At 58.8% G+C, this 16,909-nt stretch carries 15 protein-coding genes; 12 read left to right on the top strand and 3 right to left on the bottom strand.

What is annotated here, in order from left to right; all coding sequences use genetic code 11:
* Window positions 1-17 precede the first annotated feature (17 nt).
* Together AC0YNU_RS20920 and gdhA are read left to right on the top strand one after the other, a co-directional pair.
* Window positions 18-896 carry an AraC family transcriptional regulator gene (locus AC0YNU_RS20920; protein ID WP_475760206.1) on the top strand — a complete coding sequence of 293 codons (879 nt, stop codon included), beginning with the start codon at window positions 18-20 and terminating at the stop codon, window positions 894-896.
* Between the two features lie 335 nt (window positions 897-1,231).
* On the top strand, window positions 1,232-2,602 hold the full coding sequence (gene gdhA / locus AC0YNU_RS20915) for an NADP-specific glutamate dehydrogenase (protein ID WP_475760204.1): 1,371 nt from the start codon (window positions 1,232-1,234) through the stop codon (window positions 2,600-2,602).
* A gap of 76 nt (window positions 2,603-2,678) precedes the next feature.
* On the opposite strand, the gene AC0YNU_RS20910 is transcribed toward gdhA, so the two are convergent.
* Complete coding sequence (locus tag AC0YNU_RS20910) at window positions 2,679-3,665, bottom strand: diaminopimelate dehydrogenase (RefSeq protein WP_475760202.1); 987 nt, start codon at window positions 3,663-3,665, stop codon at window positions 2,679-2,681.
* A gap of 292 nt (window positions 3,666-3,957) precedes the next feature.
* Here AC0YNU_RS20910 and AC0YNU_RS20905 point away from each other — a divergent pair, with 292 nt between their 5' ends.
* The 4 genes from AC0YNU_RS20905 (at window position 3,958) to AC0YNU_RS20890 (ending at window position 7,589) form a co-directional block, all read left to right on the top strand.
* Window positions 3,958-4,866 (top strand): aldo/keto reductase, encoded by a 909-nt coding sequence (locus AC0YNU_RS20905; protein ID WP_475760200.1) that lies wholly within the window; start codon window positions 3,958-3,960, stop codon window positions 4,864-4,866.
* A gap of 107 nt (window positions 4,867-4,973) precedes the next feature.
* A complete protein-coding gene (locus AC0YNU_RS20900; protein ID WP_475760198.1) occupies window positions 4,974-5,780 on the top strand; it encodes an alpha/beta fold hydrolase in 807 nt (268 codons plus the stop codon).
* Between the two features lie 24 nt (window positions 5,781-5,804).
* On the top strand, window positions 5,805-6,788 hold the full coding sequence (locus tag AC0YNU_RS20895) for a sensor domain-containing diguanylate cyclase (protein WP_475760197.1): 984 nt from the start codon (window positions 5,805-5,807) through the stop codon (window positions 6,786-6,788).
* A 93-nt stretch (window positions 6,789-6,881) separates the two neighbouring features.
* Window positions 6,882-7,589 (top strand): tyrosine-protein phosphatase, encoded by a 708-nt coding sequence (locus AC0YNU_RS20890; protein WP_475760195.1) that lies wholly within the window; start codon window positions 6,882-6,884, stop codon window positions 7,587-7,589.
* 126 nt (window positions 7,590-7,715) lie between these two features.
* On the opposite strand, the gene AC0YNU_RS20885 is transcribed toward AC0YNU_RS20890, so the two are convergent.
* Window positions 7,716-9,074, bottom strand: coding sequence for a cytochrome P450 (locus AC0YNU_RS20885; RefSeq protein ID WP_475760193.1), 1,359 nt, complete (start codon window positions 9,072-9,074; stop codon window positions 7,716-7,718).
* A gap of 236 nt (window positions 9,075-9,310) precedes the next feature.
* Window positions 9,311-9,634: a 2Fe-2S iron-sulfur cluster-binding protein gene (locus tag AC0YNU_RS20880; RefSeq protein WP_475760191.1), complete on the bottom strand. Its 324-nt coding sequence runs from the start codon at window positions 9,632-9,634 to the stop codon at window positions 9,311-9,313.
* 185 nt (window positions 9,635-9,819) lie between these two features.
* On the opposite strand from AC0YNU_RS20880, the gene AC0YNU_RS20875 reads away from it, so the two are divergent.
* The 6 genes from AC0YNU_RS20875 (at window position 9,820) to AC0YNU_RS20850 (ending at window position 16,774) form a co-directional block, all read left to right on the top strand.
* The gene (locus AC0YNU_RS20875) at window positions 9,820-10,431 is read left to right on the top strand and encodes a hypothetical protein (RefSeq protein ID WP_475760189.1); all 612 of its coding nucleotides are present in this window, start codon (window positions 9,820-9,822) and stop codon (window positions 10,429-10,431) included.
* A gap of 122 nt (window positions 10,432-10,553) precedes the next feature.
* Window positions 10,554-11,003, top strand: coding sequence for a YdeI/OmpD-associated family protein (locus AC0YNU_RS20870; protein WP_475760187.1), 450 nt, complete (start codon window positions 10,554-10,556; stop codon window positions 11,001-11,003).
* A gap of 240 nt (window positions 11,004-11,243) precedes the next feature.
* The gene (locus tag AC0YNU_RS20865; protein WP_475760185.1) at window positions 11,244-12,248 is read left to right on the top strand and encodes a substrate-binding domain-containing protein; all 1,005 of its coding nucleotides are present in this window, start codon (window positions 11,244-11,246) and stop codon (window positions 12,246-12,248) included.
* Window positions 12,245-13,753 carry a sensor histidine kinase gene (locus tag AC0YNU_RS20860; RefSeq protein ID WP_475760184.1) on the top strand — a complete coding sequence of 503 codons (1,509 nt, stop codon included), beginning with the start codon at window positions 12,245-12,247 and terminating at the stop codon, window positions 13,751-13,753. Before AC0YNU_RS20865 ends, AC0YNU_RS20860 begins: the two co-directional genes overlap by 4 nt.
* Window positions 13,728-15,053, top strand: coding sequence for a helix-turn-helix domain-containing protein (locus AC0YNU_RS20855; protein ID WP_475760182.1), 1,326 nt, complete (start codon window positions 13,728-13,730; stop codon window positions 15,051-15,053). The genes AC0YNU_RS20860 and AC0YNU_RS20855 overlap by 26 nt, the downstream gene beginning before the upstream one ends.
* Before the next feature lie 311 nt (window positions 15,054-15,364).
* Entirely contained in the window at window positions 15,365-16,774 is a 1,410-nt protein-coding gene (locus AC0YNU_RS20850; protein WP_475760180.1) for a sugar porter family MFS transporter, read from the top strand.
* The last annotated feature ends 135 nt before the right edge of the window (window positions 16,775-16,909 follow it).

Genomic DNA, 16,909 nt, shown 5'->3' with positions numbered 1-16,909 from the left:
TAGAGGAGGTCAGACGAATGGATGCGATCAAGCTTATGAACGAGGCGATGGCCTACATCGAGGAGCATCTCGCGGGCGAGATCGACGTGAAAGAAGCGGCGAAGCGGGCCTGCTGCTCCGACTACCATTTTCAACGAATGTTCTCCTTCCTGGCGGGCATTCCGCTGTCGGAATACATTCGCCGCAGGCGCCTGACGCTTGCCGCCTTCGAGCTTAGAGGCAGCGACGTCAAGGTGATCGACGTGGCGTTGAAATACGGGTACGGCTCTCCGGATTCCTTCGCGCGCGCGTTCCAGCTGCTGCATGGCTTGACGCCGTCGCAAGCCAGAATCGATGGCGAATCGCTGACCGCCTATTCGGCCATGACCTTCCAACTGGCCATTAAAGGAGGAAGCGCAATGAACTATCGCGTCGTAGAGAAAGAAGCATTCCGTATCGCGGGCATCATGAAGAGGGTCCCGATCGTGTTCAATGGGGTCAATCCCGATATCGCCGCCATGTGGCAGAGCTTGGACCCGGACAAGATCCGAGAGCTTAAGGACCTGTCCAATGTGGAGCCGGAAGGCCTGATCAGCGCATCCGTCAACTTCTCGGAGGACCGAATGGAGGAGAAGGGCGGACTGGATCACTATATCGGCGCAGCGACGACGAAGGCGTGTCCGGAACATCTGGCGCAGCTTGAGGTCGCAGCCTCGACATGGGCCGTATTCGAAGCCGTCGGTCCGTTCCCGGAGACGCTGCAGAACGTGTGGGGACGCATCTATTCCGAATGGTTCGTGTCCGCGAGCTACGAGCAGAGCGAAGGACCGGAAATCCTCTGGAACGCGGATAAAGACACGACCTCGCCCGTCTTCCGAAGCGAGATCTGGATCCCGGTCAAGAAGAAGCAAAGCTAAGCCTGCCCCGGCATGCAGGAGCCTCTATTTCCATTCGTGGAGATAGAGGCTTTCTTGCATTTTTGGTAGAAAAGAAAAGGCGCTATTACTAAAATAAATTGAAATAAATGGATTTTATTGCATGGGTATGCAAGTTGCCGAAGCGCGAATCATGCGAGTTTACTGGCCTCAAGACGGCTTTGGTATGGCAATAAATTAGATCATTTGAATTTTTAATCGCCTATACAAAAAATATTAATTGGCTTTATCGTTCGGCTTTCGCTATCATTCTTTGATAAATAGTACAAACAAACAATCAATTAATGCAAACGAAATCCGAACAATAGGAGGATTCCATGACAACCGCTGTTACGCAAGCATCCAAAGCTGCCGAATACGTCCAATCGGTATACGAAACGGTCATCTCCCGTAATCCGCACGAGAGCGAATTTCACCAGGCTGTAAAAGAAATCCTCGACTCCCTTATTCCGGTATTCGAGAAACACCCTCACTACGCGGAGCAAGGTATCCTGGAACGTCTCGTAGAGCCTGAGCGCATGGTTTCCTTCCGCATTCCTTGGGTTGACGATCAAGGCAAAGTTCGCGTAAACCGCGGCTTCCGCGTGCAGTTCAACAGCGCGATCGGACCTTACAAGGGCGGCCTTCGTTTCCACCCGTCCGTTAACGCCAGCATCATCAAGTTCCTCGGTTTCGAGCAAATTTTCAAAAACGCATTGACCGGCCAAGCGATCGGCGGCGGCAAAGGCGGCTCCGACTTCGATCCGAAAGGCAAGTCCGACGGCGAAATCATGCGCTTTACCCAAAGCTTCATGACGGAATTGTCGAAGTACATCGGTCAAGACACCGACGTTCCTGCGGGCGACATCGGCGTCGGCGGACGCGAGATCGGCTACATGTTCGGACAATACAAACGTCTTCGCGGTGCCTACGAGGCAGGCGTGCTGACGGGCAAAGGCGTCGGCTACGGCGGCAGCTTGGCGCGTACCGAAGCAACCGGCTACGGCTGCGTATACTTCGCGAACGAAATGCTGCAGTCCAAAGGCTTGAGCTTCCAAGGCAAGAAGGTCGTCGTATCGGGATCCGGCAACGTGTCCATCTACGCGATGGAGAAGGCGATCCAATTCGGCGCGAAAGTCGTGGCGTGCAGCGATTCCAACGGTTACGTGTACGACCCGCACGGCATTGACGTGAACACCGTGAAGCGACTGAAAGAAGTCGAGCGCAAACGGATCAGCGAGTATGTCGACGAGCATCCGCATGCGCAGTACACGGAAGGCTGCTCCGATATCTGGTCGATCAAATGCGATATCGCGCTGCCTTGCGCGACGCAGAACGAGATCGACGAGGAATCGGCGAAACTGCTGGTTTCCCACGGCGTACTCGCTGTCAGCGAGGGCGCGAACATGCCTTCGACGCTGGCCGCCATCGACGTGTTCCATGCGAACGGCGTCCTGTTCGGACCGGCTAAAGCAGCGAACGCGGGCGGCGTTGCCGTATCCGCGCTGGAGATGGCTCAGAACGGCATGAGACTGTCCTGGAGCTTCGAGGAAGTGGATGCGAAGCTGCATGATATCATGCGCAACATCTATAACAGCAGCGTGCGCGCGGCGGAAGTCTACGGACACCCGGGCAACCTGGTCGTAGGCGCGAACATCGCCGGCTTCCAACGCGTTGCTAACGCGATGCTCGCACAAGGCATCGTTTAATCGAAACCGTCCTTATACAAAAAAGAACCTTGCCATCCTCGGTTGGCAAGGTTCTTCTATTATATATAGTGCTTGTCTACAGCAGTTCCTTGCGAAGCTGTTCCGCCGATTTCGGCGAGAGGTGGCCGAGCGGAATATCGAATACTGTCTTGGCCCCGGTGATGCCGTCCTTGCGCAGGCGAACGGCCGCTCTTGCGTAGGCGACCAGCACGCTGGCGGTGAATTCCGGATTGCTCTCCAGCTTCAGGCCGAATTCGATGATTTGCTTGGTGTTCTCTCCGGTAATGCCGCTGCGAATCACGAAGCCGCCGTGCGGCATGCCTTCATGCTCGGCTTTCAATTGCTCTTCCGAGATGAATGTCACCGTCGTGTCGTAGTCGGAGAAGTAGTTCGGCATATTCACGATCGTCTCGCGGATCGCGTCTTGGTCTGCGCCTTCTTCCGCAACGACGAAGCATTCGCGAAGATGCTTCTCGCGCGTGGACAATTCAGGCGTTTCGCCGGAGCGAATGCGATCGATGACTTCTTGAACGGGAACCGTATATTGAACGCCGCCTTTGACGCCCGGTACGCGGCGAATGGCATCGGAGTGGCCTTGGCTGACGCCTTTGCCCCAGAACGTGAAGTCCTTGCCTTCCGGAAGAATGGCTTCGGCCAGCAAGCGGTTCAGGGAGAACAAGCCCGGATCCCAGCCCGTGGAAATGACGCTCAGCGTTTCGGCTTTCTTCGCAACCGCGTTCACCGCTTCGAAGAACTCGGGGATCTTCGCATGGGTGTCGAAGCTGTCGACCGTATTGAACATCCGCGCCAGGTCCGGCGTTTGCTCCGGCAGATCCGTCGCGGAACCGCCGCAAAGAATCATGACGTCGATGATGCCTTTGTACTGCTCGGCCGCGGAGATATGTTCGAACTTAACGCCTGCGTTGCCGTTCGCAAGCTCCGATGGCGTTCTTCTCGTGAATACGGCTACGAGTTCCATGTCCGGGTTTTGGCTGATGGCCTTATGAACGCCTTTGCCTAGATTTCCGTAACCGACGATACCTAACTTGATCGATTGCTGCATGATGATCCTCCTCGAATCGTAAAAGCGAATTGGGTATATAACTGATAGGACTGCTATATTACAGTATAAAGATATTACATGGTATGTAAACTATTTTCGTGAACTTTCTACAAATATCGCGGCTTCTCGGCGATCGGCGTTCATCGTCTCCGCTCCGGATATCGTATTTTTCGTCTAATAAAAGGATATTATTCACAATCGGGCGAAGACGTGGAAGAGGATGGATCGCCGCCGAACAATCGGCTACAATCAAGGAAACCTGCCGAACGGCACAAGGAAGGAAGCGGTATGAATGAAAATGAATCGACTTGGCAATTCCGGGCTGCTCGTCAGCGAGATCGGTCTCGGCTGCATGTCTCTGGGGACGGACGAACAGAAGGCCGTCGGCCTTATTCACGAGGCGCTCGATCGCGGCGTGAATCTGCTCGATACCGCCGATCTCTACGACGGCGGCCGCAATGAGGAGCTTGTGGGCAAAGCCATTCAAGGGCGGCGCGACCGCGTCGTGCTGGCGACGAAGGCGGGCAACCGGCGAATAGCCGGGCAGGCGGGCTGGACGTGGGACGCTTCCAAGGCGTATCTATTATCGGCCGTCAAAGACAGCCTGCGCAGACTCGGCACCGACTATATCGATCTCTATCAGCTTCATGGAGGCACCCTGGATGATCCCATCGACGAGACGATCGATGCGTTCGAGACGCTGAAGCGCGAAGGGGTCATCCGTGCGTACGGCATCTCTTCGATTCGTCCGAACGTGATTCGCGAATATGTCGCGCGCTCCGGCATCGTCAGCGTGATGAACCCGTACAGCATCGTTGACCGTCGCGCCGAGGAGGACGTGCTGCCCCTGCTTCAGGAGAACGGAATCAGCGTCATTGCGAGAGGTCCGCTCGCCAGCGGAGCGCTTGCGGCGAACCGGACGCCCATGAAGGGCGTGCCGGATTACGAGCTGGAGGAGCTCATGGCGCTTCGCGGGCAGCTGGAGGAATTGACGGCCGCCGATCCGAATCGGAGTCTCACGCAGCTGGCGCTTCGCTACTCGCTCAGCCATCCTGCCGTTGCCGTTGCCGTCCCCGGCGCCAGCTCGCGCGAGCAGCTCCTGCAGAATGTCGCGGCTGCGGAGGTGCGGGAGCTGTCCGGGGAAGAGGTGCAGCTCATCCGCCGCCTGAGCAAAGCGAACCGCTATGCGCTGCATCGCTAGTGGCGGAACGAGGCATGCATAACTTGGGAGATTTTTCATCCTAATTCGCGAATTTTCGCTATAATAGGGTCATATTCGACATTTGACACGATGGGAGGGGATACCCTATGAACCTTGACGTCCTCGCGCGCAATAACGTCCGCGTTCTCGGCTCCGGCAGCCGAACGATCGTGTTCGCGCACGGCTTCGGTTGCGATCAGGAGATGTGGCGGCTGATGGTGCCGAGCTTCGTTGACCATTACCGGATCGTCCTGTTCGATTACGTCGGCTCCGGTCAATCCCGAATCAATGACTACGACGCCATCAAATACAATACCCTGCATGGTTACGCCCAGGACGTCCTGGACGTGATGGAGACGCTGGAGCTGCGGGACGCCATCTTCGTCGGACATTCCGTCAGCAGCATGATCGGCATGCTGGCTTCCATCCGCGACCCGAAGTATTTCGAGCGCCTTGTCATGCTGGGGCCTTCCCCCCGCTATATGAACGATCTTCCGGCGTATTACGGCGGCTTCGACAAGCAGGATATCGACGAACTGCTCACGATGATGCAGATGAATTTCGTCGGCTGGGCCAGCTATTTGGCGCCGATCGTCATGCAGAACGCCGACCGGAAGGAGCTGACCGAAGAGCTGGAGCGAAGCTTCTGCTCCCGGGATCCGCATATCGCGCGGCAGTTCGCGGAGGTCACGTTCCGGTCGGATTGCCGGGAGAGCCTTCCGCAGGCGACGGTGCCTTCGCTGATTCTGCAGTGCGCGGACGACAGCATTTCCCCATTCGAGGTAGGAGATTATCTGCATGGACATCTGCAGAACAGCAGGCTGGAGCGGATGACGGCAAGGGGGCATTACCCGCATCTCAGCCATCCGGAAGAAACGACCCGTTTGATCAAAAGCTATTTGGCCGATGCGTAACGCTGGAGGAGAGTCATTCCCGACATGGATATTCAATTAGAACAAGCGCCTTGCGGCTACGTCTCGATCTCGGATACGGGCATCGTCCGCTCGGTCAATCAAACCTTCCTGGACATGCTGCGTTATAAACGGGACGAGCTGCTGGGCCAGCATATTGAATCGGCGATGTCCGTGACGAACAAGCTGTTTTTCCATACGTATTTCTACCCGTACATTCAGCTGTACGGCCATGTGAACGAGATGTATTTCTCGCTTCGGACGAGCGCCCGGGAGGACGTGCCCGTCCTGCTTAACGGCGTTCGCCAGGAACGCGGAGGGGAGACGGTAATCGATTGCGTCGTGCTCATGATGCGGAAGCGGATCGAATACGAGAAGGACATGCTGCAGACGAAGACCAAGCTCGAAGAGCTGTATCAGGCGACGAAAGAAGCGAACGAGCAGCTGGAACGGCTGCATGCGGAATACGAGTGCAAGCAGCAGGAGCTGATGCGCGTCAACGACCGGCTCGAATTGATGGCGTCGACCGATCCGCTGACGGGGCTCCGGAACCGGAGATTCTTCCAAGAGGGCCTGCTGGCGAGCCTCGCCGCTTATCGCGAGTCGGGCGAGCCGTTCTCGCTGCTGCTCTTCGACATCGACCATTTCAAGCGAATCAATGATACGTACGGACATCCCGTCGGCGACTTGATTCTGATCAAGCTGGCCGAGCTGCTCCGCTCCTTGTCGCGCGGATCCGATATCGTCGCCCGTTACGGCGGCGAGGAATTCGTCGTGCTTCTTCCCGAGACCGACCGGGAGCAGGCGCTGCTGGCCGCGGAACAGTATTGCACGGCTGCTGCGTCCACGGAGATGGAAGGGTATCGGATCACGGTCAGCATCGGCGCCGCGACCGTAACGCCGGAGGATACGGAGGTAACGCTCGTTCAACAAGCGGATTTGGCGCTGTATGCTTCCAAGAGCGGCGGGCGCAACCGGGTCACTCATTTCGAGCAGGTGCGGGAGAGCTAGCCGTTTCGCTCCCGGCGACAGGGCCGGATTTTGCGTTGCCGACTGCAGCCTGCTCTGCTAATATGGAAAAAAACGGAGTGTGGGGGTACCGCCATGATCGATATTCATTGCCACATCTTGCACGGCGTGGACGACGGCGCGAAGGATTTGGAAGAGTCGGTTGCCATGGCTCGGATTGCTTACGGGGACGGCATTCGCGATATTATCGTGACGCCTCACTTTAACGAGTCGTTTCTGACGACGGCCGACATCGTGCATCGCAAGCTGGATGAGCTGCAGACGGAACTGGAGCGGCAGCGCATTGACGTTCGGCTGCATCCCGGCAATGAAGTTCGACTGGAGAATCAAGCGTTCTTGGACCAACATACGAGCAACCGATCGTTCTCGTACTTGGGGAGGCGTGCCGCCCACCTGCTCCTGGAGCAGCGTTGGAAGGAATATGATGCGGACACGCCGGAAATCGTGGAGCGGCTGCTCGATGCCGGGATCCGGCCGGTGCTGGCGCATCCGGAGCGGCATTATTTCTTTCGGGATACGCCGGAGCTGCTGCTGCGGCTGATCGAGCTCGGCGCGTGGACGCAGGTGTCGGCGGACAGCCTGATCGGCAACTTCGGACCTGACGCGCAGCAGTTCGGCAAGTGGATGATCGAAGCCGGCATCACGCACACCATTGCGACCGATGCACACAATGTGAACCGCAAACCGAATCTATCCGCGGGGATGGCGGTATTCGAGGATCTGGCCGGCGCCAAAGCGAGGGCCGATCTGGAAGACCGGATGAGCGGCATTGCGCGCGAATAGCGATGAGATGAATGAGCACTTATAAGCTTATACTTGTAGGAAAGGCCAGGAACCGTGTCGTTACGGTGTCCTGGCCTTCTTCGTTATTATTCATGCCGTGCAGGTGCGACCCCTGCAGCTGAAGGACTAGCGGTTTTGTGCAGTTCTGCGATGAGGGATCATCATGCGTCCACCCTTGATCCGAAGCGAGACGAGCGGTTCAGGCACGGCTTCGCCTTGGCCCGGCAAGGACGTGAAGGTGAACTGTTCCGCGAGCGTGCCAAGTATGAGCGCCGCCTCCATCATCGCGAATTGCGATCCGATGCATCCCCGCGAGCCGCCCCCGAAGGGAAAGTAGGCGAACCTGGCCCAGCCTGAAGCTCCGTCCTGGAACCGGTCGGGCCGGAACGCTTCCGCGTCCCCGAATACGTCGTCATTGCGATGAATCGCATAGGGGCTGATTAAGAAGCTGCTCTTGGCGGGAAACCGGGAATCAAGCATATCCAAGCCTTGTTCCGCCTCGCGCAAAATCGCCCAAGCCGGGGGATACAGGCGCAGCGTCTCCTGGATAACCTGCCTCGTATACGGCTGATCCCGATAGCGGCCGGCAGCCGAAGCCGGCTCGTCGGCTGCTCGCTCCCGGACCCGAACCTCGTCCAGCTCCCGATGCAGCTTGGCGGCCGAATCAGGCGAGCGTTCGAGGCTGTACCATGCCCATACGAGCGCATTGGCCGTCGTCTCGTGACCGGCGAGGAGCATCGTCATCATCTGGTCGCGGATTTCGGTATCGGGAAGCGGTTGGCCTTCTTCATCCCGCGTATCGAGCAGCAGGCCGAGCAGGCTGTCCGAATAGAGGTCCGGTGCCTGCCGCGCAGCGGCTATGGCATCGTAGACCATCGCATCCAAGGTGCGAATAGCCCGATGATGCGCCCTGTTGCCCGGCGTCGGCCAGCCGAAGGGAAGGATGATCGGCGAGAAGATCGTGCTGGCCGTATGGCGGATCGTGATGTCCACCGCGTCCGCCAGCGCCGCCTTGTCCTGCTCCAGCTCCGTCTTGAACATGGTTCTCGCGATAATCCCGAGCGTGAGCTGCATCATCGCGTCATGCATGGCGATCGGAACGCCGTCCTGCAGCGTGTCGCACAGGCGCCTTGTTTCCTGCGTGACGATCTCTGCATACGCATGAATGCGCTCTTTATAGAAGACCGGCGTCAAATACCGTTTCTGCTGCCGGTGCGCCGAGCGTTCGGCGGTCAGCAGCCCGTCTCCGATCGTTCGGCGCAGCACGCCGGCGCTCCGGCCTTTGCGCAGCTTGTCCTCTTGATGGACGAGGAGCTCCTGCACGAAGTCGGGGGAATTGATAATGAACGTCGGGCGAAAGGAGCTCGTGCGGAGCGACACGACGTCTCCAAGCGGCCGCGCATCGACAAGAAAGCCAAGCGGGTCGCGCTGGAAGCGAAAGAAATTGGACATGCGGGATGACGGAATATCGACGATGCGCGACATGGCGAGACGCCTCCTTCTGAGCGGCAGCCACCGCTTCTGTCCCTTGAGTCTAGCATGTTTGACGGCGCGCATTCAAACGGTGCGCGGCGAAATCGCCGGATGCGGATGCCGGATTCTGCTTGGATGGTCGTTCATTACTGGAGGCATCTCCTTCAGAGTATGAACAGACAGACCAAAAAGGACAGCCGCGGTACCGGCTGTCCTTCCGTTTGATAAGTTCATGTTGGTTGATACAATTAATTCTGCGGACGCGGTCCCGCATCCAAGCCCGTCGAGGTTGTCGTCTTGATCAGCTTGATCGACAGATCGTCATGCACATGCAGCTGGCAGGACAGGCGGATCGAAGGATCCTCGACGCCTTTGTTGTTGCGCGCCGTCGCTTCCGCATCGCTCATCTCGCCGGCATTCCCCGACACGACTTCCACGGCGCAAGTGGTGCACTTCGCGTTGCCGCCGCAGCGGTGAAGAATATCGATTCCGTTGTCTTCCAGTGCAAGGACAAGCTTTTGTCCTACTTCGGCCTGAACGGCCTCTCTACCTTCAATTTGAATCGTTGGCATGCTTGTTCCCTCCTAAAAATGGTTCTTCTTCATAGTTACCGCATAGCTTGTTTATTAAACCACTTCAGGGACAAGATAGGAAGCAAAAGTTGCCGGACGGCATTGCCTTCCAACGTTTGTTGCGATAAACTCCACTCGAGGATGATCGCGATGGGCAGCGCAGCACGGTTACGGAGGGATTGGACATGCAGGTGTTTCGGATGAAAGTCGATGCGGAGGGCAGGAACGGCTTGCCTTGCTATCTGGATAACCATTATGTCAGCTTCGGCTTGCCGGGCGTTGGTGATTTAACGGGTCTCGGCAAGGCGGAGCTGCTTGGAAAGCTGGCCTCCGGGCATCGCCTGGAAGACGGGCAGGAGCTGGTGCGGCGAGCGGAAGAGCACCAACTATTCGCGCACGTCATGCAGGACGGCGATTACATCATCGTGGACGATGGCGAGCATCTGTACTTGGGCGATCTCGGCGATTATTATTATCTCGGTGATTGCGACAACGCCGAGGATCGCAGCGGTCACAGGCGAGGGGTGACGTGGCTTCGCAGCTTGCAGCGGGAGGAGCTGCAGCCGGAACTGCTAGGTTTTCTCGGCGAGCCGGGGGAACTGGGCAGGCTCGAGCGTCCCGTTACCCGGGAGCAGCTGGAGCAGTTGCTGACGAAACCGGCGGCGGCAGGCTCGGGCTGGGTGGACGATGCGACGATTCTGGAAGCGCTCGACGTGCTGAAGGCTGCCCTCAGAAGCGAGGATGCGGAGCGCCGGGAGCGGGCAGCGATCGCGATTTTGCAGGCTGCGCGGATGTAGCGCAAGGCGGTAAAGGTGCAATAAGAAGCCGTAAAGAGGCGGTAGGAGCATTGAAGAAGCTTTAAAGCAAATAATATTAAAATAATAGGAGAGCTAGCGGGAAGATAGGAGGAGGGTACGAAATGAAATTCAAATCCGTGATTGAGCTCGGCGGCAAGACCGCTACCGGCATCGAGGTACCGAGTGAAGTCGTGTCGGCGCTTGGGACGAGCAAGAAGCCGGCCGTCACCGTGACGATTGGCGCGTACTCGTACCGCAGCACGGTCGCCGTGATGGGCGGCCGCTTCATGATTCCGCTCAGCGCGGAGAACCGCGCGGGAGCCGGCGTTGCCGCGGGCGACGAGGTAGAGGTGGGGCTTGAGCTGGACACTGCGCCCCGGGAGCTTGACGTGCCTGCGGATTTCGCCGCGGCGCTGAGCGAAGATCAGGCGGCCAACCTGTATTTCGATGGACTGTCCTATAGCAATAAGCGGAGAATCGTGCTTTCGATCGATGGAGCCAAGACGGCCGAGACCCGTCAGCGGCGCATCGAGAAGGCCGTGCAGACGCTGAGCGAGGGCCGGACTCCGTAAGGATAGGGTGGTTGTTGGTCAACAGGCGCGGATATGAGGGCAGGATGCAGTCAGCGAATGGCTTGTCCGGCCTTTTTTTGTTTAGAAGATGACTTCCGATTCGTCGGAGGTCATCTTCTTTGTTATGGCCTGCGATAAGCGGGGCGTACATCCGGATGGCAGATGATTCCTTGCGAAAGGTTTGGCTCATACTAGAGCCATCGGCTGGATGTTTACCCTGGCAGAGGAAAGGAGCCGCGCATGCTTAACCGGATCTGGAATATAGGCTTGGTGCTGCTCGCGGCCGCGTTCGCGGGACTGCTGATCGCCTTCGCGCTGACGGCGCTGCATACGCGCGAGCTCGCCGGAAAGCTTGAGCTTCCGAACGAACCGAGCACGGCGGGGCAGGTTCGGGTAGCGCTGATCTCGCAGGAGCTCGACAATCCGTTCTGGCGTTCCGTCGAGAAAGGCGCCCGCGCTTCGGCTGAACGAAACGGAATGGCGCTCGACTACATGGGGCCGCTGCGTATCAATCCCGAGGAGCAGGCACGGTTGTTTGAGAAGGCGCTGCTCGAGGGTTTCGACGCGCTGCTCGTCCAGGGGCTGAGTGATCCGGCTTATGCGCGGCTCATCGCGCGAGCGTCCGAGGACGGCATCCCGGTGATCACGATCGATGCGGATGAGCCGAATAGCGCGCGAATCGCCTATGTCGGCACGGATAATCGGCAGGCGGGAGAGGAAATGGGCAGGCTCGTCGCCCGAGAGGCCGGCGAGCACGGCAAGATCGGCGTCCTGCTCGGGAGCGAGGCCAATAATCAGCAGTTGCGCCTGGAAGGCTTTCGCGGCATCGTGCGGACATTCCCCGATCTCTCGATCGAGGACGTGCGTTACTCGAACATTTCCCGCTTGCAGGCGACGGAGCAGGCAGAGGACATGCTTCGCAAGCACCCTGGCATGATCGCGGTGATCGGCTTCAGCGCGCTGGACGGCGTCGGTATCGCGGAGGCAGCCAAACGGGCGGGAGGCTCTGGCCTTCGCGTCTTTGCTTTCGACGATCTGGCAAGCACGCGCCAGGCGATCGCGGAACATCGCATTACGGCCGCGCTCGTGCAGCAGCCCGTCCGCATGGGCGAGGATGCGGTTGCCATCCTGCATGCTTATTTGCAGGGCAGGTCCGTGGAAAAGCTTCACTACACCACGACGACGGTGGTGGACGGGCAGGCCTTGACTTCTAAAGGGACCGGCAACGGGGTAAGCGACCGATGACGATTCGCGCGAAGCTGCTGATCGTGATCCCGCTGCTTGTTTTGTTGGCCAACACGATGTCGCTCTTCCTGTTCCAGAGTTCAACCGTCGTGCAGAGAGGCTATGACCATATGATGGAACGGGTGCTGGCTTACAAACTGTCCGTGCATCATGCCGAGCAATCGATGCAGGCGTTGTATGCTTATCTGCTCGACCCGGGCTCGCAGACGCAGGCCGAGGTGGATCGGCAGCGCGACGGACTCAAGGGAAGCCGGGGGACCGTTGCCGAGCAGCAATCGAGCGAGACGGTGCCGCCCGGGGTGGAGGGCTACCTGCATCTGCTCGACACGTTGGATCGCCAGGAGGTCGAGGCAGGATCTGCCGCCCAGTCCCCGGCATTGGCACTGACGCTCTATAAGGCCGCGGAGACGACGGAAGGTTTTATTCGGGAAGAGGGCCAGCGGCTCGTGGATCTCGAGCTGGGCAGCGACCAGCCGATCCTCCTTCGGATACAGCAGGCGAACATCCGATTGAATCGGCTGGGTGCTGCCGTTATTGCCGTTCAGACGTTGCTCGGCGTCGGGCTTGCGCTCTGGGTGTCCCGCAGCGTAACGGAGCCGGTAGGCCGGCTGGTGCGGATGGCGCGGCAGGTATCGGAAGGCCGGCCTTACCGGGAACTGCGGCCGCTCCCGCCCGTCACGAAGGACGAGCTCGGCGTCATGATTGGCACCTTCCTCCGGATGGTCGCGTCGCTTCAGGAAGCGTCGGAGCGGGACAAGGGCCGGGTCGAACAGGAGCGGCTGGTCAAGGAGCTCGAGCTGCAGGCGCTGCAGAGCCAAATTCAGCCGCATTTTCTGTTCAATTCGCTGAACGTGCTGTCCAAGCTTGCGCTTCTTGAGGGCGCCGAGCGGACATCCGATCTCATCGTCTCGATGTCGAGCCTGGTCCGTTACCGGCTGCGTAAGATGGACGAGCCGGTCTCGCTGCGCGAGGAGCTTGGCCACGTCATGGAGTACGTGACGATCCAAGAGGCGCGGTTCCGGAGCCGCGTTCGGTTCGAGACTTCGATCGACGAATCGGCGCTCGCTGCCCGTATTCCGGCGCTGACCATCCAGCCGCTGGTGGAAAATGCCTTCGTGCACGGGATTGAACGGATGGAAACGGGCGCCGAGATTCGGCTGTCTATTCGGCGGGAAGGGAATTTCGCCGTCATCGGAATCATGGATAACGGTGCCGGCATGGAGGAAGCGACAAGGCTAGCCTTGCTGGATTGGGACAGCGGATCTGCCGTGCAAGCGCTGGAACAACCGGATGGGAAAGCGACTGCAAGACGGACGCAGTCTGACGACCGACAGTCGGCCGGAATCGGTACGCGCAACGTGTTTCGCAGGCTGCAGCTGTTTTGCGGAGGCAAAGATGCCGTGGCCATTGCAAGCAAGCCCGGCCAAGGGACGATGATCACGATTGGCATTCCCTTGACCGCAGAGGAGGAGATCGATCATGTACCGCCTATTGATCGCGGATGATGAAGCGTTGGAGAGAGAAGGTCTGGAATGGATCGTGAACCGGATGCTGCCGGATACATTCGAGATCATTCATGCCGAGAACGGGAGGAGGGCGATCGAGCAGGCGGAGGAACGCAGGCCGCATATCGTGCTGATGGACGTCCAGATGCCCGGCATTCAAGGGCTGGAGGCGCTGCGCGAAATCCGCGGCTTGCTGCCGGGCGTCAAGCTCGTGCTGGTGACGGCCTTCGACTCGTTCGCCTATGCGCAGGAGGCGATCTCGCTTGGCGTCACGGAGTATATCGTGAAGCCGGCGAGCCGCGATCAGGTTGCGGGCCTGCTGTCCAGACTGGTCGCGGAGCTGGATCGCGAGAAGGTCCGGCGGTCTGAGCAGCTGGAGCTGAAGAACCGAATATCGACGATCCAGCCGCTCATCGAGAACGAGCTTGCGCTTATCCTGATGGTCGATCAGGTGCTGGACGCAAGTCCCGAGCAGCTGGCGGAATGGATGGATTTTTCGCTTATGGATTGCCGCTGCATCGTAATTGCTTTCTCGAGTCGGGATCTCTCCGTGAATCTTAAATCGTTGTACGAGACGATTCGCAGGCAGGCGAAGGCCCAGGGCAGCTGCATCGTCAGTTCCATTCTGGAACACCATGTGGCTTTATTCTTGCGCAAGCCGGCACAAGTCACGGACGACTGGCATGAGGAGCCGATCCGCTTTGCCGCGAAGCTCGCGAATGCCGCGCAGACACTGCTGGGCTCGGCGCCTTCAGCCGGTATCGGCACGCTGCGCAGCGGAGCCGAGGGACTTCGGCGATCGTACTTCGAAGCCGTATTCGCTTCGGCGTATTCCCGCCAAGAAGGACGCGTATGCGTATTCGATGACCTGAGGGAAGGCGGGCAGGCGGAGCTCTCCGATTCCGAGATGACGGAAGCCCGTCAGCAAGGCTATGTCCTGTCCGCGCTCCGGCGCATTCGGGAGCTGCGGGAAGAGCAGACCTTATCCGTCATGGACCGGGCCGTCAGCTACATTTTGCAGCGGTTTACCGAGGACATTTCACTCGAAGATGCGGCGGATTACGTACATCTGAACCCGTTTTACTTCAGCAAAGTGTTCAAGCAGCATGTGGGCGCCACCTTCATCGACTACGTAACCGGGCTGCGCATCGACAAGGCCAAACGATTGCTGGAAGAAGGGCAGCTGATTCTGAAGGAAGTGTGCTACCAGGTCGGCTACAACGATCCGAATTATTTCAGCCGGGTATTCAAGAAAGTGACCGGCGTTACGCCGTCGGAGTATCGCTCGCATTCCCGGTAACCGGTTCCGTCTAAAGAATGCCTCCAAGATTCGCGTCCGTTAAGACAAGGACTTTCTTGCGTTTTTCGATCATGCGGAACAGAATAATGCGGGTCGGGGCCGACTTGTGCCAAGCTTGTCCATAACCTGAATAATTGTGCGGTAACATCGCAAATTAGTGAAGATCATACCCCAACGCCCACTCGCGATCCGGTGGTATACTGATACTCGCTTTCCTCTGGAAGCTGTTCCTCCAAGCGGGGAGCAGAAGCCCTGGGAACGCGTGTCAGCTATACATTCCACCTATTCGAAGCGGAGAGGACAAGATAATCATGACAACCTTACAAGCAACTGCCTCCGGCCCGAGCATGCGATTCGTGACGCTGGTCTCGATGATCGCCGCGCTCGGCGGGCTGTTATTCGGATTCGATACGGCCGTCGTGTCCGGCGCGATCGGCTTCATGCAGGATAGATTCGATTTGAGCGAATTCGAGAAAGGCTGGGCGGTCTCCAGCTTGATCATCGGCTGCATCGTCGGCGCTGCCGGATCGGGTTGGCTCAGCGACGGGCTCGGCCGCAAAAAAGTGCTGATCGGCGCCGCGCTCCTGTTCGTCATCGGTTCGATCTTCTCGGCGGTCCCCGATACGTTCACGGGCTACGTCATGGCCCGCATGGTCGGCGGGCTGGGCATCGGCATCACGTCGACCCTGTGCCCGCTGTACAATGCGGAGATTGCGCCGGCCCGCTACCGCGGCCGATTGGTCGCCTTCAACCAGTTCGCGGTCGTAACGGGCATCTTCATCACTTACTTCATCAACTCAGGGATCGCGGGCTCGGGCGGCGACGCCTGGGATGTCTCGACGGCGTGGCGCTGGATGTTCGGCATCGGCGCCGTTCCCGGCGTCATCTTCATGGTACTGATGTTCCTCGTGCCGGAGAGCCCGCGCTGGCTGATCAAGCAAGGCCGTTCCGAAGAAGCGCTGGCGATTCTGCTTCGCATTCACGGCGAAGAAGCGGCCAAGCAGGAGGTGCTGGAGATCAAAGCCTCCTTCGCGCAGAAGCAGGCGAGATTCAGCGAGCTGTTCAAGCCCGGCGTGCGCTTCGCGCTCTTCGTGGGCGTCGTCATTGCCGTGCTGCAGCAGGTGACCGGGATTAACGCCATCATGTACTATGCACCGGAAATCCTGAAGTCGACGGGCGCGGGGACGAACGCCGCGCTGATCCAAACGATCCTCGTCGGCTTCATCAACTTTGCATTCACGATTCTGTCCATTTGGCTGATCGACAAGGCCGGGCGCAAAGCGCTGCTGCTCGTCGGATCGTCCCTCATGACCGCCAGCCTGCTGGCGATCGGCATCGTCTTCCATACCGGGCATGCGACGGGCTCGCTCGTGCTTGTCCTGATGCTGGTGTACGTCGCGGCCTTCGCGATCTCGCTTGGACCCGTCGTATGGGTGCTCTTGTCCGAAATCTTCCCGAACCGGATCCGCGGGCGGGCGACCGCCGTTGCGTCGATGGCGCTGTGGGCGGCCGACTATGCCGTATCGCAATCGTTCCCGCCGCTGCTCGATTCCGCCGGACCGGCCGCGACCTATTGGATCTTCGGGGCGCTGTCGCTGGTAACCGTCCTCTTCACCTGGCGCTTCGTTCCCGAGACGAAGGGCAAGTCGCTGGAGGAAATCGAACACTTATGGGATGAGCAGGGAGATACGGCGCGGGCGCGCGCCCGGGCGGCTGAGTAGCTGCTCATGTCGTTCCGGCCGCAGCTGGACAGGCGGCTGTTCATCCATCTGAACTTATAAACCGAAGTTAACCGCCAAAAGGCGCGTTGCTTCGGTTTTTTTGTGATGCGGACGCACGGACGTGCCGGCTTGCAT

Source organism: Paenibacillus sp. J31P316, assembly GCF_056269105.1.
The sequence above is the reverse complement of the archived record's forward strand: the minus strand, read 5'-3'. Positions and strand labels throughout refer to the sequence as shown.